The 17792-nt window shown below is 62.8% G+C and carries 15 protein-coding genes, 6 tRNA genes and 1 pseudogene; 4 read left to right on the top strand and 18 right to left on the bottom strand.

From position 1 onward, the window contains the following. Positions 1-32: 32 nt before the first annotated feature. Positions 33-437 carry a DUF6165 family protein gene (locus ABS769_RS18150; protein WP_104550703.1) on the bottom strand — a complete coding sequence of 135 codons (405 nt, stop codon included), beginning with the start codon at positions 435-437 and terminating at the stop codon, positions 33-35. A 99-nt stretch (positions 438-536) separates the two neighbouring features. Next, positions 537-627: transfer RNA gene (locus ABS769_RS18145), tRNA-Ser, on the bottom strand. Positions 628-824: 197 nt separating this feature from the next. Here ABS769_RS18145 and ABS769_RS18140 point away from each other — a divergent pair. Further along, positions 825-1529: a PP2C family protein-serine/threonine phosphatase gene (locus ABS769_RS18140; RefSeq protein WP_006450178.1), complete on the top strand. Its 705-nt coding sequence runs from the start codon at positions 825-827 to the stop codon at positions 1527-1529. Here the strand turns inward: ABS769_RS18140 and dnaQ are convergent. Genes dnaQ through ABS769_RS18125 form a run of 3 tightly spaced genes read right to left on the bottom strand, consistent with a single transcriptional unit; the run spans position 1526 to position 3413 of the window. Next, positions 1526-2260 carry a DNA polymerase III subunit epsilon gene (gene dnaQ, locus ABS769_RS18135; RefSeq protein WP_317061277.1) on the bottom strand — a complete coding sequence of 245 codons (735 nt, stop codon included), beginning with the start codon at positions 2258-2260 and terminating at the stop codon, positions 1526-1528. The two genes, ABS769_RS18140 and dnaQ, sit on opposite strands and share 4 nt — an antisense overlap. Positions 2261-2272: 12 nt before the next feature. After that, positions 2273-2725 (bottom strand): ribonuclease HI, encoded by a 453-nt coding sequence (gene rnhA, locus ABS769_RS18130; RefSeq protein WP_104550701.1) that lies wholly within the window; start codon positions 2723-2725, stop codon positions 2273-2275. A gap of 31 nt (positions 2726-2756) precedes the next feature. Then, positions 2757-3413, bottom strand: a complete 657-nt coding sequence (locus ABS769_RS18125; RefSeq protein ID WP_317061276.1) for a hypothetical protein — start codon at positions 3411-3413, stop codon at positions 2757-2759. Positions 3414-3425: 12 nt separating this feature from the next. Between ABS769_RS18125 and gloB the strand changes: the two genes are divergently transcribed. Both gloB and ABS769_RS18115 read left to right on the top strand, forming a co-directional pair. Then, complete coding sequence (gloB, locus tag ABS769_RS18120) at positions 3426-4193, top strand: hydroxyacylglutathione hydrolase (RefSeq protein ID WP_168956942.1); 768 nt, start codon at positions 3426-3428, stop codon at positions 4191-4193. Further along, positions 4190-5368 (top strand): lytic transglycosylase domain-containing protein, encoded by a 1179-nt coding sequence (locus ABS769_RS18115; RefSeq protein ID WP_317061275.1) that lies wholly within the window; start codon positions 4190-4192, stop codon positions 5366-5368. The genes gloB and ABS769_RS18115 overlap by 4 nt, the downstream gene beginning before the upstream one ends. Positions 5369-5827: 459 nt before the next feature. Here ABS769_RS18115 and ABS769_RS18110 read toward each other — a convergent pair whose 3' ends face one another. From ABS769_RS18110 to ABS769_RS18065, 10 genes are all read right to left on the bottom strand, one after another. Continuing rightward, the gene (locus ABS769_RS18110) at positions 5828-7798 is read right to left on the bottom strand and encodes a peptidyl-prolyl cis-trans isomerase (RefSeq protein ID WP_317061274.1); all 1971 of its coding nucleotides are present in this window, start codon (positions 7796-7798) and stop codon (positions 5828-5830) included. A gap of 165 nt (positions 7799-7963) precedes the next feature. Continuing rightward, a tRNA-Asp gene (locus tag ABS769_RS18105) sits at positions 7964-8040 on the bottom strand. Between the two features lie 94 nt (positions 8041-8134). Next, positions 8135-8211 (bottom strand) — tRNA-Asp (locus tag ABS769_RS18100). A gap of 28 nt (positions 8212-8239) precedes the next feature. Next, positions 8240-8314: transfer RNA gene (locus ABS769_RS18095), tRNA-Val, on the bottom strand. A gap of 11 nt (positions 8315-8325) precedes the next feature. Beyond that, positions 8326-8598, bottom strand: coding sequence for an HU family DNA-binding protein (locus ABS769_RS18090; RefSeq protein WP_006451749.1), 273 nt, complete (start codon positions 8596-8598; stop codon positions 8326-8328). A 214-nt stretch (positions 8599-8812) separates the two neighbouring features. Then, complete coding sequence (gene lon, locus ABS769_RS18085) at positions 8813-11284, bottom strand: endopeptidase La (protein ID WP_317061273.1); 2472 nt, start codon at positions 11282-11284, stop codon at positions 8813-8815. A 144-nt stretch (positions 11285-11428) separates the two neighbouring features. Continuing rightward, positions 11429-12715, bottom strand: a complete 1287-nt coding sequence (clpX, locus tag ABS769_RS18080) for an ATP-dependent Clp protease ATP-binding subunit ClpX (protein ID WP_006451747.1) — start codon at positions 12713-12715, stop codon at positions 11429-11431. A 124-nt stretch (positions 12716-12839) separates the two neighbouring features. Continuing rightward, a complete protein-coding gene (gene clpP, locus ABS769_RS18075) occupies positions 12840-13466 on the bottom strand; it encodes an ATP-dependent Clp endopeptidase proteolytic subunit ClpP (protein WP_317061272.1) in 627 nt (208 codons plus the stop codon). Between the two features lie 98 nt (positions 13467-13564). Further along, the gene (gene tig / locus ABS769_RS18070) at positions 13565-14860 is read right to left on the bottom strand and encodes a trigger factor (protein ID WP_317061271.1); all 1296 of its coding nucleotides are present in this window, start codon (positions 14858-14860) and stop codon (positions 13565-13567) included. 203 nt (positions 14861-15063) lie between these two features. After that, a tRNA-Leu gene (locus ABS769_RS18065) sits at positions 15064-15148 on the bottom strand. Positions 15149-15436: 288 nt separating this feature from the next. Between ABS769_RS18065 and ABS769_RS18060 the strand changes: the two genes are divergently transcribed. Next, positions 15437-16732, top strand: coding sequence for an ATP-binding protein (locus ABS769_RS18060; RefSeq protein ID WP_317061270.1), 1296 nt, complete (start codon positions 15437-15439; stop codon positions 16730-16732). A gap of 4 nt (positions 16733-16736) precedes the next feature. On the opposite strand, the gene ABS769_RS18055 is transcribed toward ABS769_RS18060, so the two are convergent. The 3 genes and pseudogenes from ABS769_RS18055 to ABS769_RS18045 form a co-directional block, all read right to left on the bottom strand. Beyond that, positions 16737-17108 carry a hypothetical protein gene (locus tag ABS769_RS18055; protein WP_350498221.1) on the bottom strand — a complete coding sequence of 124 codons (372 nt, stop codon included), beginning with the start codon at positions 17106-17108 and terminating at the stop codon, positions 16737-16739. A 314-nt stretch (positions 17109-17422) separates the two neighbouring features. After that, positions 17423-17483, bottom strand: a tRNA-OTHER gene (locus ABS769_RS18050). A 112-nt stretch (positions 17484-17595) separates the two neighbouring features. Then, positions 17596-17792: pseudogene (locus ABS769_RS18045) on the bottom strand (hypothetical protein); the annotation flags it as partial.

Here is a 17792-nt window from a genome sequence, read left to right as displayed (position 1 = left end):
GGCTGCCTAGGAGCAGCGCAAAGCATCAGCGCTCAGACACCCTTGGCGCGATAGTCCTGATACGACTTCTCTTCCACATACGACGACCCTAGCGCCAAGTTGATCTCTTTCTTGATGCGCGCGCGCTCGTCGTTTTCGATATAGACACTGCGCGCCAGCTGCACGAATGCATCGTCGAAGGTCTGCGCCTGCTCCTTGAGACGGATGTCGTCTTCGATCACCCACAGCCGCTCGTTGACGGCCTTGAGCGCGGCACGCAAACGCACGATGTCGTGACCGGCGGCCGGATGCGCCATCCAGCTGATTTCCAGCGCAGACAGCTCGTTGCGCACATTGGTCAGCTTGGCAGGGTCGCTGATGCGCTCGGACTTGATCTGCAGGATCGCGATCTTGTCGAGCAGCTCACCAAAGGACACCGGCACCAGAATCTCGGACATGTCATGCCTCCAACGGATAGCAAAGGTGGAAGTGTAGGCATCGCACCGGCTGGCTGCGACCCATAAACAAAAGCCCCCTTGCGGGGGCTGATGCAAATCTGGCGGAGAGGGGGGGATTCGAACCCCCGAGGCGCTATAAACGCCTGCCTGATTTCGAGTCAGGTACATTCAACCGCTCTGCCACCTCTCCAGATGGTCCCCGGTGTCCCGGGGCCGTGAATCATACGGGCACAGGCGCCAAGCCACAAGCGGGCTGGGCAAGCTCGACACACGGCGCCATCCGGGTCCGGAGTGAACCCGCACTGCAATGCCAGCAAGCAGTCTGTTGCCGCTGGCCGGTCGGGCCGCGATGATGGTGGCGCATCTTTCCTCTGGCGACCCGGCCCCATGCTCGAATTCGGACATCTCACGCACGTCGGCCTGCGTCGCGACCTCAACGAGGACACGTACTACGGCGACAGCGAGCTGGGGTTATGGCTGGTCGCCGATGGCATGGGCGGGCATGCCTGCGGCGAAGTGGCCAGCGCATTGGCGCGCGAAACCATCGTGCGCGAAGTGCGCGCCGGCACCCCGCTGGCGCAGGCGGTGCGTATTGCCGACGAAGAAATCATCAAGACCTCGCGCCGCTGCAACGACACCTTGCCAATGGGCACCACCGTGGTCGCCGCCCGCGTGCTGGGCCAGCGCTTCGAAGTGGCCTGGGTCGGCGACAGCCGTGCCTATCTGTGGCGCGACGGCCGGCTGGCTCAGCTGAGCCAGGACCATAGTTACGTGCAGGAACTCATCGCGCAGGGCACGCTCACCAGCGAGCAGGCACGCGCGCATCCGCATCGCAACGTGGTGACCCAGGCGTTGGGCGTGACCGACCCGGCCCACCTCAATGTCGCCACCATGCAGGGCGAACTCAAATCCGGCATGCAGCTGCTGCTATGCAGCGACGGCCTGACCGAAGAAATCGACGACGCCACCATCGCCGCAACCTTGTCGCAAGCCGATTGCAGCGCCCAGGAATGCGTCGAATGCCTGGTTGCCGCCGCACTGGATGGCGGCGGCTCGGACAACATCACCGCGATTCTGGTGCGTAGCTACTAACCAGCAGCGGCAGTTTCTTCGACCGGCGCATCCCACAGCGCACGCCCGGCCTTCTTGCGCAACTGCGCCAGACGCGCCTCGTGCGCCTGCGACTCCGAGGCAGTCACTGCCACGCGCGGGCGCGGCAATAGCAGTGTCGGATCGAAGCTGATCATGCCGTCACCGTCCTGGGTGCTCTGACCGGCATCGGCGCTGGCAAACCCGATTTCCTCCTGGCCAGACGTCAGCGCGATATACACATCGGCCAGGATCTGCGCATCGAGCAAGGCGCCGTGCAACTGGCGATGCGAATTATCCACGCCCAGACGTTTGCACAAGGCGTCCAATGAATTGCGCTGCCCCGGATAACGCTCGCGCGCCATCATCAAGGTATCCACCACCGTGGCGCGCTCGACGATGCGGCCGTAGTTGTCGCCCAGCAGCGACAGTTCGTTGTCCAGAAATCCCAGATCGAACGCAGCGTTATGGATGATCAGCTCCGCGCCGTCGATGTAGGCCAGGAACTCCTCCACCACATCGGCGAACAAGGGCTTGTCGGCCAGGAATTCCAGCGTCAACCCGGTCACTTCCTGCGCGCCGGGTTCGAAGTCGCAGTCGGGCTTCAGATAGCGATGGAAGTTGTTGCCGCTGGGGCGCCGCTCCAGCAGCTCCACCGCACCGATTTCGACGACGCGGTTGCCCTTGCGCCATTCCAGGCCGGTGGTTTCGGTATCGAGAATGATCTGACGCATGAATCCTCTTGCTTATTGTGTTGCCAGGCCGCCGCGCTGGGCGATGGCCTGATTGCGGGCAAGCACGTCAACGCGCTCGTTATCCGGGTCGCCATTGTGGCCTTTCACCCAACGCCAATCGATGCTGTGTCGCTGCGTGGCCGCATGCAGTCGCTCCCACAGTTCACGATTCTTGACCGGGTCGCCGCCAGCAGTTTTCCAACCGCGCCGCACCCAGCCGGACATCCATTCGGTGATGCCCTGGCGCACGTATTGCGAGTCGGTATGCAGCACGATCTGGCATGGCTCGGTGAGCGTCTCCAACGCCATGATCGCCGCCATCAACTCCATGCGATTGTTGGTGGAGGTGGCTTCGCCGCCGGCCAATTCCTTCTCGCGGCCGTTGTAACGCAACAGGGCCGCCCAACCGCCCGGCCCGGGATTGCCGAGGCATGAGCCGTCGGTATGCACTTCAATTGATTTCATCAGCTTCTGGTGTTTGGAAAGTAGTCAGTCGTCAAATCGTGGCCACGGGCTGTGGCCAGCGCGAGGGCATCGCGATTGGGGTCGGGCCGATCGAAGCGGCGGCACGCTTTTCCACTTCGAGTAAATACACCGCGCGCCAGGGTGCGCGGCCAGGGCCGGAGGGGCCACTTCCGGTGCGCCAGATCGGCCCCAGGTAACGTTCCTGGTCCACGCACTGCAGCCCCGCACGTTGCGCCAGCAACCGCCAGCGATCCGGCCGCAGGGCGACCGGACCACGTCGCGCCCAGCGAAAGCGGTAGGGGCTCATCGGATTGAGCGTGAACAGCCACAGCCGGCCGCCGGGCATCAGTAGCCGCTCGCATTCGGCCAAAAATTCCGCCGCGCCGCCGACCACCGCATGCTGCACCACAATCGCCTGCAGGCTCTCGACCGGCAACGGGAACGGCATCGCGCAACGCGCATCGCCAGCGAAGCGCCCCGCGCTGCGATACAAGCGCAAACCACGCCCCTGCAGCGCCTCGCGCTGCGGCAGGTCGGTGGTTGGCGTCAGCCACAACCAGGGCTGCGACGGACGCGTTTGCAGCGCCGCCAGCGCCACTTGGCGCTCCAGCTGGAGCAAACTGCGCCCGGCGCCTGTTTCAAACCAGGATGAGACGCCAGCTTGACGGGAGAAGGGCGTGGCAGGCATGGTCCCAATTCTATGCGACTGACCGCCCTGCCCGCATTCGAAGACAACTACATCTGGGCGCTGGTCGCTGCGGATGGCCGCGCTGTCATCGTCGACCCCGGTCAGGCAGAGCCGGTGTTCGCTGCGGCAGAGCGCGAAGGATTCACTCCCAGCGCAGTGTTGCTCACCCACCACCATGCCGACCACATAGGCGGCGTGGCGGCATTGCAGCAGCGCTGGCCGGACCTGGAACTGTTCGGCCCTGCCGACGAACGCAGTCCCGCCGATGCCCGCCAGGTTGGCCAAGGCGAGCGCTTGACCCTGCTTGGCATGGGCTTTGAAGTGCTCGAGGTGCCGGGCCACACCCGCAGCCATATCGCCTTTGTTACCGACGAGCATCTGTTCAGCGGTGATACGCTGTTCAGCCTAGGCTGTGGGCGGATGTTCGAAGGTACCGCTCCTCAGATGTTCGACTCGTTGCAGCGCCTGGCCTCTTTGCCTGGCGAAACGCTTGTGTGTTGCGGCCACGAATATACGTTGGCCAACGCGTCGTTCGCGCTGCACGTCGATCCCACCAACGCTGCCTTGCAGCGCCGTCAACAGGAAGCCCAGGCCATGCGTCAAGCAGCCCGTCCTACCCTGCCGATTTCGCTCAAGAGTGAACTGGCCACCAACCCTTTTCTCCGTACCAGCAGTCCCGAGATTCGCGCCGCAGTCGCAGCGCGCGCATCTGGCGCACTTTCTTCCGATGTAGATGTTTTCGCCGAACTTCGGCGCTGGAAAGACGAATTTCGCGCATGAGGGGCTTGCTTTTGGCAGCGTTGGCCGCCTGTGCGGCCATTGCACCAGCAGCCGCATCGCCCGTCGACGCAAGCCGCCCAACACCCACAGTCAGCTCGACGACGCCGCCAGCCGCACCCAGCCTGCGCAATGGTCAGGACATCTTTTCGTCGTTTCTGGACGGGCGTGCAGATCCAGGATGCGATAGCGAGCACAGCGACAGGCGTTGGGAACAGCACTTCTCGCGTGCACCAGCCCGCCTGGCCGACGATGCACAGGACGTCCTGCCGCTGTTCGGCTACGTGGTCGACGAGCTGCGCAAGGCCGACATGCCGACCGAGTTTGCGCTGATTCCTTTTGTGGAAAGCGGCTACCGCCCGGGCGCCCGCAATGGTAGCGGACCGGCCGGCTTGTGGCAGTTCATCGCCACCACTGCGCGCAACCACCATGTGCCGGTTGGCGCGCAATACGACGGCCGCCTCTCGGCAGTGGATTCCACCACCGCTGCGGTACGTTATCTCAAGACGCTTTACGGCATGTTCGGCGGCGATTGGCGCCTGGCGCTGATGGCCTACAACGCTGGCGAGTACCGTGTGCTGCAGGCGATGCGCACGGCCGGCATGAACGCGCAGAACGCACGTCCGTCCGAGCTTCCCGGCATGTCCAAGGTTACCTATGAGTATGTGGAAAAGCTGCACGCGCTCGCCTGTGTGCTCGACCACGCGCAACAGCAAGGCAACTTGCTGACCTCGCTCGACCGCCCGGTTCCGGTACTAACCGAACACGCGTTGCCGGTTGGCACCAGCCTCAACGCTTGGGCCGGACAGCGTGCCATCGAGCCGCAGCTGCTCGCCCGGCTGAATCCGGCATTGGCCAGCGCACGTGCCGCGCCAAGCGGTGTGCACGTACTTGCCCCAGTCGCGGCAGCGCAGCCAGGCTCGGCCGGTGCCGTCGTCGCATCCGCTGATGTGGGCAGGATTGCCGAGACCAACGATGCCGCGCCTACGGTGGTCGCCACGACTGCCAGGACGTCGAACACGCAAGCGCGTACGCATACGGTGCGCAACGGCGAGTCCGCCTGGGCCATTGCGCGCCGCTACGGCGTGACTGTGGCGACGCTGCTTGCCAGCAATGGGCTGGACAAGCGTGCGGTGCTGAAGCCGGGCATGGTGTTGTCGTTCGACGACAGGCCTTAAGCCGACACAACGCAGCCTACGTAGGGGCCCGCTTGGTCCGCAGTGACATCGCGCCTGCCACCGTCGCTCGCATGACGTTCTAGACGGCCAGCGTCACCGTGATCAGGATTGCGTGGTGCAGCAGCTGCTGCGCGCTTGAACGCCTGGGCGAAACTGCCGGCGAAACTGCCGGCGACACAGCAGGCGTGTTGAAATAATCGAACGGCAGTGGGCCAGCCCACTCAATCGACTGCGAACTGCGTGGCCACGCGTGCTTGTCAGGATGTGGGCAGCCTTGGAGAGCGGTCTTTCTAGCACTCTTGAAGCAGCAGACACACCATCGACCCCGAACCCGAAGACATCGGCCGAGTACGTCAAACGCACCTACAAGGCCTCAGCCCCACGGCACGGCACCGATATCCCAAAGAAAAAGCCCGGTCACCCGGGCTTTCTCGTCTTCACCAGCTCAAGAAGGCAGCCTTACAGCTGCGCCTCCTCGATCTGGATCTTGTAGCGCTTGCGCATTTCCTTGACGTACGCCTGCGCCGCGTTGTTGCCGTCGATCTGGCTCAACTGTTCGCGCAGCATGGTCTGCTGCTCGGCCGGCATCTGCTTCAGATCGCCTGGCGTGGCCTTGGCGATGACGAAGACCGCAAAGCGCCCGCCGTCCAGCTCCACCTTGCCCACCGACGGCTTGCCTTCGGTCGGGCGCGGCGCGCTGAAGATGGCACGGTTTGCCGCCGGTGTCGGGATCGGCGCGGTGCGCGGCAGGCCGGGGATCGGCTGCACCTGCAGCTTCTCGCTGGCCGCCAGCGCCTGCAACGTTTCGCCCTTCTGCACACGCGCCAACAATGCATCGGCAGCAGCAGTTGCCGCCTTCTCGGTGCGGTCGGTATGGATCGCCGCAGTCACCTTGTCGCGCACCTTGTCCAACGGCAACGCCTGCTCGGCGCTGTGATTGGTCACGCGCAACACCACACTGTGATTGGGCGCAATGGTGATCGGGTCGCTCACCGTGCCGTCCTGCACCAGCGTCTCGGAGAATGCCGAACGCAGCACTGCAGGATTGGCGGCGATACCACTGGCATCGGCACGCGAGAACGGGCCCAGCGTCTGGACCGGCAGACCGACCTGCTTGGCCGCTGGCTCCAACGCGGTGGGGTTCTTGTAGACCTGATCCACCAACTTGCCGCTCACATCGGCAAACGCCTTGTCTGCATCGGCCTTGAGCTGCTCGGCAGCGAGCTGATCGCGCACCTGCTCGAACGACTTGCCCTGACCGCCCTTGACCTCGCGCAGCTGGATCACGTGGTAACCGAACTCGCTCTTGATCGGGCCGACCACATCGCCAGCCTTCATTGCGAACAACGCGTCTTCGAACGGCTTGACCATCGTGCCCTTCTCGACCCACCCCAGATCGCCACCGGCTCCCTTGGAGCCCGGATCCTGCGAGTTGGCCTTCGCCAATGCAGCAAAATCGGCGCCCGGCTGCTTGGCTTCTGCGGCGAGCTTGGCTGCCTTCGCCTCGGCAGCCTTCTGCGCGGCGGGGTCGCTGCCAGCACTGATCAGGATGTGCGAAGTCAGACGCTGGTCCGGCTCGACAAAGCGGCCCTTCTCTTCTTCATAGCGCTTGCGCAAGGTCGCCTCGTCGGCGGCGGTTGCGGGCGGCAACTTGGCCGCATTGATCTCGACGTACTCGATCGTCACGGTCTCCGGCTGACGGAAATCCTGCGCATGCCCGTCGTACCACTGCTTGATCTGCGCATCGCTGACCGGCGCGGTGTCTGCAGCCGGTGGCGGCAGCATCGCCAACTCCACGTCGCGCGTTTCGCCCATCAACTTGAGCAGGCGCTCGAACTCGGCCTTGGTCGCAAAGCCCGACTCGGCAATCGCCTGCGGAATCACCGACTGCTGCAAGCTGTCACGCACCAACGCATCGAACTGCGCCGGCGTGCGCGGTGGCGTACCTTGTGCGAGTGCGGCGCGGTACTGGTCGGGGCTGAATTTGCCATCGACCTGGAACGCCTGAATGCCGGTGATGTAATCGCGCACCGTCGCATCGCCGATCACGATGCCGGCATCTTCGGCACCTAGACGCACGACTTGCTCGTCAACCAGTTGATCGAGCACCTGCAGCTTGTTTTCGCGCGATTCGAACGTGCGCGGGTCGAAATTCTCGCCCTGGCGCTGCCGCTCCTGCATACGCGCCTGCTCGAAGCGTGCGCGGAAATCCTGCGTGCTGATTTCATGGTGTTGCCAGAGCAGCGACACCGGCCACCAGGACGGTGCCGATTTCCACCATGTGGGCGGCGCCTGCACCTTGGCCACGTTGTTGGCGCCAATGCCGCCGAGGTAGCTGTTGTCGATGACGAACAGGAACGGAATCATCAGCAACCCCAGGATGGCGGTAGCGATCCAGCCTGACGTCTTGTCGCGAAGTTTCTGCAGCATTGGCAAATCACGGCCTGTGGGCGAGCCGCGCAGTGTAACGCGCTTGGCGCCGAGCACCCAGCCCAATGCTCCACGCCATCGGCCGCGATGCGCTATTAAACGCGTAACCTCGGGCAATGCTGCAAAAAAAAGCCCCCGGCACAAGGCCGAGGGCTTTCATATAACTGGCGGAGCGGACGGGACTCGAACCCGCGACCTCCGGCGTGACAGGCCAGCATTCTAACCAGCTGAACTACCGCTCCGCTTTAAACTTGGACTTCTCTCTCCGCATCATTCGCAATGCGAATGCTGTGGAGAAAACGAAGCCCCCAATTGCTCAGGGGCTTCGGGTGTAACTGGCGGAGCGGACGGGACTCGAACCCGCGACCTCCGGCGTGACAGGCCAGCATTCTAACCAGCTGAACTACCGCTCCGCACTTGAAACGTTTGCCTGGTGCTTAATGGTGGGTGCTGAGGGTTTCGAACCCCCGACCCTCTCCGTGTAAGGGAGACGCTCTACCGCTGAGCTAAGCACCCTAGCGAGTCGATTAGTTTACTGCATCCTTCAGGGCTTTGCCAGCCTTGAACGCAGGATTCTTCGAAGCCGCGATCTTGATGCTGTCGCCGGTCTTCGGATTGCGGCCGGTGCGCTCAGCGCGCTCGCGAACCTGGAAGGTACCAAAGCCGACGAGGGTGACGGCTTCGCCCTTCTTCAGTGCCTTGGTGATTTCGCTCACAACCGCGTCGACAGCACGGCCGGCTTCAGCCTTGGAGATGTCAGCGGCAGCGGCAACGCCATCGATCAATTCGGTTTTATTCATTCTTGAAACTCCCTTTGCGGCAGATGCCGCGGAATCGACAATCGGCGCTCTTGCCGTTAGCGAAGAACCCGACACAAGTGGTATCGCGTGACGCATCACAATTTGCCGCGCCCACGAGTCGTGCATTTATACCAGCGCCCCCAACCGCACGCAAGCCAAAACCCAATAACGACGCGGGTTTTGGCTTGTTTTGCCTGGGTTTAGACAAGCGCTTTTAGTGCTTGACGCGGGTACCCGGAGTAGTGCGGGACTTGCCGCGCACGGCGACGCGCGAGGCAGTCTTGCGGGCCTTTTCCTTGCCCGCCTTCTTCGGTGCCAGCGGACGCTCCAGTGCAAGATCCAGCACTTCGTCGATCCACTTGACCGGAACGATCTTCAGATCGCGCGTTACGTTGGCAGGAATGTCGGCAAGATCCTTGCGGTTCTCGTCGGGGATCAACACGGTGCGGATGCCGCCGCGCAAGGCGGCCAGCAGTTTCTCCTTCAACCCGCCGATCGCCGAGACGCGACCACGCAAGGTGATCTCGCCGGTCATCGCCACATCGGCGCGGATCGGCACCTTGGTCAGCACCGACACCAGCGAGGTCACCATCGCGATACCTGCGCTGGGACCGTCCTTCGGTGTGGCGCCATCAGGCACGTGCACGTGCACGTCCTGCTTCTGCAGGAAGTCCACATCGATGCCGAGTCGCTCGGCGCGCGAACGCACCACCGACAACGCAGCCGATGCCGATTCCTTCATGACGTTGCCGAGCTGACCGGTGAGGATCAGGTTACCCTTGCCCGGCACCAGCGTGGATTCGACCTGCAGCAACTCGCCGCCGACTTCGGTCCAGGCCAGACCGGTGACCAGGCCGATCTCGTTCTCTTCTTCGGCGCGCCCGAAATCGAAGCGGCGCACACCCAGGTACTTGTCGAGATTCTTCGAGTTCACCACGACCAAGGCCTTGGGCTTGCCCTTCTTGGCGACGAGCTTTTTCACCACCGGCTGCGGACCGGCGAGCGCGATTTCCTTGACCACCTTGCGGCAGATCTTGGCCACTTCGCGCTCGAGGTTACGCACACCCGATTCGCGCGTGTAATAGCGCACGATGTCCTGGATGGCGTCGCTGCCGATCTCGATCTCTTCCGGCTTCAAGCCGTTGGCCTTGATCTGCTTGGGCACCAGATAGCGCATTGCGATGTTGAGCTTCTCATCCTCGGTATAGCCGGGGATGCGGATCACTTCCATGCGGTCCAGCAACGGACCGGGGATGTTGAGCGAGTTGGAGGTGGCGACGAACATCACCTCCGACAGATCCAGATCGACTTCCAGATAGTGGTCGTTGAAGGAATTGTTCTGCTCGGGATCGAGCACTTCCAGCAACGCCGCCGACGGGTCGCCACGGAAATCCATCGACATCTTGTCGATCTCATCGAGCAGGAACAGCGGATTCTTGCTGCCCACCTTGTTGAGGTTCTGCACCAGCCGGCCCGGCATCGAACCCACATAGGTGCGGCGATGGCCACGAATCTCTGCCTCGTCGCGGATGCCGCCCAGGCTCATGCGCACGAACTTGCGGTTGGTTGCCTTGGCGATCGACTGCCCGAGCGAGGTCTTGCCCACACCTGGCGGCCCGACCAGGCACAGGATCGGCCCCTTCATCTGCTTCACCCGCGACTGCACGGCCAGGTACTCGAGGATGCGTTCCTTGACCTTGTCCAGACCGTAGTGATCGGCGTCCAGCGTGTCCTGCGCAGCCTTGAGGTCCTTGCGCACCTTGGAACGCTTCTTCCACGGCACGCCCAGTAGCCAGTCCAGATAGTTGCGCACCACGGCCGCCTCGGCGGACATCGGCGACATCTGCTTGAGCTTGTTGAGCTCGGCCTTGGCCTTGGTCTCGACCGGCTTGGGCATCCCCGCCTCGGCAATCTTGCGGGCGATTTCTTCCAGTTCGCCCGGCGCGTCGTCCAGATCGCCCAGCTCCTTCTGGATCGCCTTCATCTGTTCGTTGAGGTAGTACTCGCGCTGGCTCTTCTCCATCTGCGACTTGACGCGGCCGCGGATGCGCTTTTCCAGCTGCTGCACATCGATCTCGCCGTCCACCAGGCCGACCAGCAACTCCAGGCGCTCGCCGATTTCGGTGATCTCCAGCAGGCGCTGCTTGTCGGCAAGACGCACGCCAATATGCGCGGCAATGGTGTCGGCCAGACGGCCCGGCTCATCGATACCGGCCAGGGTCTGCAACAACTCCGGCGGCAGCTTGCGATTGGTCTTGACGTATTGCTCGAACAGCGACATCAGCGAACGCGCGATCGCCTCAAGTTCGCGCGGCTCGCGCGCATCGCTGGCTTCGACCTCGATGCCCTGCCCCTGCAGCGCGCCGTCCAACTCGACGACCTTGTCGACGGTGACCCGCGCCAGCCCTTCGACCAGCACCTTGATGGTGCCATCGGGCAGCTTGAGCAGCTGCAACACCTGCGCCAGCGTGCCGACGGTATAGAGATCGGTTGCGGTCGGGTCGTCGGTCTCAGCCGACTTCTGCGCGACCAACAGGATGCGCTTGTCGGCCTCCATGGCTTTTTCCAGCGCGCGCATCGATTTGTCGCGACCGACGAACAGCGGAATCACCATGTGCGGAAACACCACCACGTCGCGCAGCGGCAACACTGGCAGATCGAGAACTTCTGGTTGGGACTGGGCCATGGGGCGCTCCGCTGGAATCGGGAAATAGGGCGTAAAAAAAGCCGATGGCCCCGTTATGGGGCCATCGGCGAGGTCTTGCAAGTAGCGGTCGGAAACCCTTTATCCGCGAGCGAGGCCAAGGCCTGGAGACGCGGCATCAGGGGCTCAGTCGCCGGACGCTGCCTTGGCCGGAGCCGGTTGCGCCTGGTAGATCAGATACGGCTCGGACTTGTGCTCGATAACCGACTCGTCCACCACAACCTTGCTGACATTTTCCTGCGACGGCAGCTCGTACATCGTGTCCAACAACACCGATTCGACGATGGTGCGCAGGCCACGCGCACCGGTCTTGCGCTTGAGCGCCTTCTTGGCGATCGCAGACAGGGCGTCGGGGCGGAATTCCAGCTCCACACCTTCCATATCGAACAGCTTCTTGAACTGCTTGGTGATGGCGTTCTTGGGCTCGGTCAGGATCTTGATCAGCGCCGGCTCGTCCAGCTCCTCGAGCGTGGCAACCACCGGCAGGCGGCCGACGAACTCGGGGATCAGGCCGAACTTGATCAGATCTTCCGGCTCGACTTCGGCCAGGATCTTGCCGACTTCCTGCTTGCGCTCGCTGCTCTTGACCTTGGCACCGAAGCCAATGCCGCCGGCATCGTTGGACCGCTGCTGAATCACCTTGTCCAGGCCGGCGAACGCGCCGCCGCAGATGAACAGGATGTTCTTGGTGTCGACCTGCAGGAATTCCTGCTGCGGATGCTTGCGCCCGCCCTGCGGCGGCACCGAGGCCACCGTGCCCTCGATCAGCTTCAGCAGCGCCTGCTGCACGCCTTCGCCGGACACGTCGCGGGTGATCGACGGGTTCTCGCTCTTGCGCGAGATCTTGTCGATTTCATCGATGTAGACGATGCCCTGCTGCGCTTTTTCGACGTCGTAATCGCACTTCTGCAGCAGCTTCTGGATGATGTTTTCCACGTCCTCGCCGACATAGCCGGCTTCGGTTAGCGTGGTGGCATCGGCGATCGTGAACGGCACATTGAGCAGGCGCGCCAGCGTTTCGGCCAGCAGCGTCTTGCCCGAGCCGGTCGGACCGACCAGCAGGATATTGGATTTCGCCAGCTCGACTTCGTCGTTCTTGCTGCGGCTCTCGATACGCTTGTAGTGGTTGTACACCGCCACTGCGAGCGTGCGCTTGGCGCGCAGCTGCCCGATCACGTATTGATCCAGCACCTCGAGAATCTCGCGCGGCTTGGGCAGGCTGGAACGTGCCGACTGCGCCTTCTCTTCGAGTTCCTCGCGGATGATGTCGTTGCACAGCTCAACGCACTCATCGCAGATGAATACGCTGGGACCGGCAATCAGCTTACGGACTTCATGCTGACTCTTACCGCAGAACGAGCAGTAGAGAATCTTGTTGCTGTCGCCGGAACGACCTTGGCGGTCTTCGCTCATGCTTCTGTTACCCAGTTACCCCACCCGATGCACGGGGGTTCGATTTCGAGAATAGCACAGGGCCGAGAGGACATCCGTCCAGCCCGACCCTGCCGTTTTTCCTGCAATTTCAGGCATCTGGCGATCAGGACGGCTGGATCGACTCTTCCGGACGACGCTCCAGCACCTGATCGACCAAGCCATAGGCCTGCGCATCGACCGCGCTCTTGAAGTTGTCGCGCTCGGTATCGCGCCCGATGGTTTCCAGCGACTGGCCGGTGTGCTTGGCCAGGATCTCGTTCAAGCGCGAACGCAACGTCAGGATCTCGCGCGCATGGATGTCGATATCGGTTGCCTGACCCTGGAAGCCGCCCAGCGGCTGATGGATCATCACGCGCGAGTTCGGCAGCGCATAGCGCTTGCCGGCCGCACCCGATGCCAGCAACAGCGCGCCCATCGAGGCGGCCTGGCCGACGCAGATGGTGCTCACGTCCGGCTTGATGTACTGCATGGTGTCGTAGATCGCCATGCCGGCGGTGACCACGCCGCCCGGCGAATTGATGTAGATGCTGATGTCCTTTTCCGGGTTATCCGCTTCCAGGAACAGCAGCTGGGCTACGATCACGTTGGCCATATGGTCGTCGATCGGACCGACCAGGAAGATCAGACGCTCCTTCAGCAGACGCGAGTAGATGTCATACGCACGCTCGCCGCGGCTGGTCTGTTCGACCACCATCGGCACCAGGTTCAGGGCTTTGGTCACAATGCTCATCAGTCTTCCTGTAGTGGCAGCGGCTTGCGCCGATGCCCGGGTTTGACATCCGCATCCCAGCCATCGGGATGCGGGTTGGTGTCACGCGGTCGCTTACCTTAGACCCGAATGGCGTCCTGGAACGACAGCGACTGCTCGGTGTGCTGGGCGCGCTCGGCGATCCAGTCGATCACCTGCTCTTCCATGACACGGCTCTGCAGTCCACTCATCAGTTGGGGGTCGTTGCGGTACATCTCAATGACCTGCTCCGGCTCTTCGTAGGTCGAGGCGATCAGACGCAGCGTTTCGCTGACGCGCTTGGATTCCAGGCGCAGCTCGTTGCGACGGGCCACCTCGCCCACCAGCAGACCGACCAGCACGCGCTTGGCGGCCGCGTCCATGAAACCCTGGTGGGCATCGGCCGGAATCTCGCCCGGGTTGCGGCCGCTGCGGCGGACCTGCTCGACCTGCTGCGCCAGCATCGAACGGGCTTCGTTCTCGACCAGGCGCGGCGGCATTTCCACATGCGCATAGGCGGCGATCAGCTGCTCGCCCACTTCGCGACGCAGGCGGTTCATCAGCGCGCCCTTGAGCTCGCGCTCCAGGTTGGTGCGGATGTCGGCGCGGAACTGCTCGGCATCGCCACTCTTCACGCCGAAGCTCTTGATGAATTCCTTGTCCACCACCGGCAGCACCGGCTCGGAGACCTCGACCGCCTTGACGTGCACCTGCACGGTCTTGCCGGCCAGCTGCGGCACGCGCCACTCGGCCGGGAAGTCGATGGTCAGGGTCTTGTCTTCGCCCTTGGCCAGGCCTTCCAGGCCCTTTTCGATCTGGTCGAACATCACGCCCGAGCCCAGCACGCTGCTGCCGGTCTCCACGCCGTCGGCGGGCAGACGCTCGTCGCCGGCCTGCGACCAGGTCTCCAGCGCCACCAGGTCACCGACCTGCGCGCCGCGCTCGACCGGGTTCCAGGTACGGCGCTGCAGACGCAGGTTCTCGATCATCTGGTCGATGTCGGCGTCGGTCACTTCGGCGGTATGGCGCACCACCGACAGCGTGGTCACATCGATGTCGCCGAAGTCCGGCACCACTTCAAAGGTGGCGACGAAATCGAAATCGCTCTCGCCGGCCTTGTCGATCCGCGGATTGCCCGCCAGGCGCAGCGCATGCTCGCGCACGGCCGAATCGAAGGTCTCACGCAGCAAACCATCCATTGCCTCGGCACGCACCTGCTGACCGAAACGCTGCTCGATGACCTTGGCGGGAACCTTGCCGGGGCGGAACCCCTTGATGCGCGCGGTCCGCGCGATCTCGCGCAGGCGGCCACCGACGTGCGTCTCCAGACGCTCCTGCGGCAGGGTGAAGGTCAGGCGGCGTTCCAGATTGCCGGTGGATTCGATCGATGCTTGCATGTTGACTCCTGCCACCGACAGCACATGCGTCGGCACGAGATGGAAGATGCGGGTTGACGGATGGCGAGAAAGCCGCCGAGCCTTGTAGTTTCGCCGATAACGGCTGCCGCTGCCAGCGGAATGCGCACAACCGCGTCGCTCGCGTCTGGACAGCCGGTTTTGCGGATCATGCAGCGGCCGGAACACTCACGGCCGCACTGCATTGGTGCGAAAGGGGGGACTCGAACCCCCACGCCTTGCGGCGTCAGAACCTAAATCTGGTGCGTCTACCAATTCCGCCACTTTCGCGATGCTGCGCTTGCCCGCGCATTGTTGCAGGGATGCCGGGAAAGAAAAAGCGTCGTGATGGCGCAGCGCACCTTCAATCGGCTTAAGCCCAATAGGCTTGAAGCCGACCCGCAGGCTTCTGCAGCCGATCGTCCAAGCTATCGCGGACGCACCTTGCCCGGGAAGCGAGGTGAACCGTTAAACTTTGCATCGCCGCAACGATCGAAGCCTCGTACTTTTACTCGTACACGGTAAAGGTAGGATTTGCGAAAATTCCGTTAAATCTAGATGAGTGAGGCAGCAGTCGCGATGAGAGACCGATATCGCCAGATCGTGGCACTGTCCCGCGATTGCATCAAAGAGATCGACCTCGATGGGCGGATCACGGCAATCAACGTCAATGGGCTGGCCGGACTCGGCGTCAGCCATCCCGACCAGCTCATCTCGCAGCCATGGCGCGAACTGTGGCCACCCGAGGCCGTGGGCCTGGTCGATGCGGCGATCGCCGGTTCCGCGAATGGCTTGATCCAGGAATTCGAGGCCGCCTGCGTGAACTTCGTCGGCGTGCGTCAGACCTGGCAGGTGGTCACCAGCCCGCTGTTCGACGCCTTTGGCAACGTCGAGGCGATTCTTGCGGTGAGCAAGAACATCTCCGACCGCAGGGCGCTGGAGGCGGCGTTCCATACACTGGATTCCATGCTGAAGGCCGAGCGCGAGTTTTCCACCGGCGCCTTGATGCTGGCGCGTGCGCGCGAAAATTCGCTGTCGACCGAACTGCATACCCTGCGCGACCTGCAAGAGCGCATCGAAGGCGATCTGGACATTGCGCGCGCCGCACAGGGAGCGGCCGAGAAAATTTCCGAGCAGGCACAGAAAGGCGAAGCGGTCGGCCAATTGCTGGCGGGCGTCGTCCACGACTTGAACAACGTGCTGCAGGCGGCGACATCGGCCATCGACCTGGTCGTACAGCGCGCAAGGATCGATGCGCACGATGCCAAGCTGCTGAGCGTGGCCGACGCGGCGCTTCAGCATGGCTCGGTCATGGCGCAGCGGCTGGTCGGATTTTCGCGCCAGTATCCGTACAGCCCGGAAGCAGTGGATCTTGCCGCATTGGCCGAACAGCTGAGCCCATTACTGGAACAGGTGATCGGCGCCGAGTTGCAATTGCAGTTGCGCACCAGCGAAGGCGGATGCTGCGCCATGGTCGATCGCCATACGGTGGAGCGCGCGATCCTGAATCTGGTGATCAACTCCCGCGATGCCTGCAAGAGCGGGGACACCATCCGTATCGAAACCGGCGACACCGTCGTGGCGGCCGAGGACGCGAGCCTGAGCAAACCGGGCGGGCATTACGTCACCATCACCGTTGCCGATAGCGGACATGGCATGGATGCAGGTGTGCAATCGCGGTTATTCGAAGCCTATTTCACTACCAAGGACGCAGGCAAAGGAGCCGGGCTTGGCTTGACGCAGGTGTATAGCGCGGTGCGTCAGGCCGGTGGCTTTGTCGAAGTGAGTTCGGCTCCCGGTAAAGGTGCGCGCTTCTTGCTGGCGTTTCCGCGTATGCAACGAAGCCAGACGTCTGAGCTGACCGCATCGCCCTGAGCGGCTAAAGGGGTGTAGTTGTACGCGACAAGCGTGACCTGAAGAGCCACGCAAGCAATGCGCAGATGCCGCCGCCCCATAGCCCGCTTCGCACCAAGGCCAGGATCAGATCGCGATCCGAGCCCATGGACCAGCCGCCGATGACCGCTGTGAACAACACGACCAACCCAGCCGAAAACAGGCCGCTCAGCGCGCCGATTGCGATCTGGACAAAGGGGTTTGGCCCACGCTCGCGATACAGACGATGGCAGGTCAACGCGCACACCAATCCCGCACCAGCGGCAGCAATCACCGGCAACACCAGAACGTAGGACAAGCCTGCGATCAAAAAAGCAGTCTCGCTATCGAACCGCACCCACTGCAGGAAGCCCAGCACCCCGCCTATCGGAGGACCGACCACTGCAAAGATCACGACCTGCTGGAGGATCGAGCGCCGCGTTGCTCTGGACACATCACGCCTCATTTGAATTTGCCAGCCTGGGCTGCAGGCCAAAGATCACCAGGCATTCGATGCAAGCAGACTTCGCGCCGGCCAAGTAACAAGCTTGATCAGGCAACTGCTGAACAGACACAGCAGCAGAATTCGCTGCAAGCGAACAACTCGCGCAGTTCCTGCCTTGAGACGTCTCTTCTTGTTTCCAGTGCCGGAAAAAAGAAAAGCACCTAGGTGTTTGCCTAGGTGCTTTTATTTGGTGGGCCGTCAAGGATTCGAACCTTGGACCTATTGATTAAGAGTTAGCTCTACTGAGCTTGCGAATCAGCAACTTACATAGCTTATTTTTCCCGGCCGCCGGCGCCGGAGGCCCTGTGCGCGCTGGGGCGTCCTGCCAATTTTCCCGATCCTTGCGGTCACCGACTGCGCCCTAGATGGCTCGGGCACGCGGCATCCGGGTGGCCACTTCAGCTCGGATCCTCGCCTCGTGGCGCGTGGCGCACATGACGGTGCCACGTCGCCCCTGGTCGAAGCTACTGCAATCGCGCTGGACAAAACGCGCGAAGGGTTCGCCGGGTGGCACCGGCCTTTGGCGCTCCAGCAGCACGTACCACTCGCCGGTGAGTT

The sequence above is a fragment of the Xanthomonas hortorum genome (assembly GCF_040279205.1).
GTDB lineage: Bacteria > Pseudomonadota > Gammaproteobacteria > Xanthomonadales > Xanthomonadaceae > Xanthomonas > Xanthomonas hortorum_F.
This window is presented reverse-complemented; position numbering and strand designations above follow the sequence as displayed.

Coding starts and splice junctions, on each gene's coding strand:
- ABS769_RS18150 (WP_104550703.1), bottom strand. CDS start 437: ATGTCCGAGATTCTGGTGCCGGTGTCCTTTGGTGAGCTGCTCGACAAG.
- ABS769_RS18140 (WP_006450178.1), top strand. CDS start 825: ATGCTCGAATTCGGACATCTCACGCACGTCGGCCTGCGTCGCGACCTC.
- dnaQ (WP_317061277.1), bottom strand. CDS start 2,260: ATGCGTCAGATCATTCTCGATACCGAAACCACCGGCCTGGAATGGCGC.
- rnhA (WP_104550701.1), bottom strand. CDS start 2,725: ATGAAATCAATTGAAGTGCATACCGACGGCTCATGCCTCGGCAATCCC.
- ABS769_RS18125 (WP_317061276.1), bottom strand. CDS start 3,413: ATGCCTGCCACGCCCTTCTCCCGTCAAGCTGGCGTCTCATCCTGGTTT.
- gloB (WP_168956942.1), top strand. CDS start 3,426: ATGCGACTGACCGCCCTGCCCGCATTCGAAGACAACTACATCTGGGCG.
- ABS769_RS18115 (WP_317061275.1), top strand. CDS start 4,190: ATGAGGGGCTTGCTTTTGGCAGCGTTGGCCGCCTGTGCGGCCATTGCA.
- ABS769_RS18110 (WP_317061274.1), bottom strand. CDS start 7,798: ATGCTGCAGAAACTTCGCGACAAGACGTCAGGCTGGATCGCTACCGCC.
- ABS769_RS18090 (WP_006451749.1), bottom strand. CDS start 8,598: ATGAATAAAACCGAATTGATCGATGGCGTTGCCGCTGCCGCTGACATC.
- lon (WP_317061273.1), bottom strand. CDS start 11,284: ATGGCCCAGTCCCAACCAGAAGTTCTCGATCTGCCAGTGTTGCCGCTG.
- clpX (WP_006451747.1), bottom strand. CDS start 12,715: ATGAGCGAAGACCGCCAAGGTCGTTCCGGCGACAGCAACAAGATTCTC.
- clpP (WP_317061272.1), bottom strand. CDS start 13,466: ATGAGCATTGTGACCAAAGCCCTGAACCTGGTGCCGATGGTGGTCGAA.
- tig (WP_317061271.1), bottom strand. CDS start 14,860: ATGCAAGCATCGATCGAATCCACCGGCAATCTGGAACGCCGCCTGACC.
- ABS769_RS18060 (WP_317061270.1), top strand. CDS start 15,437: ATGAGAGACCGATATCGCCAGATCGTGGCACTGTCCCGCGATTGCATC.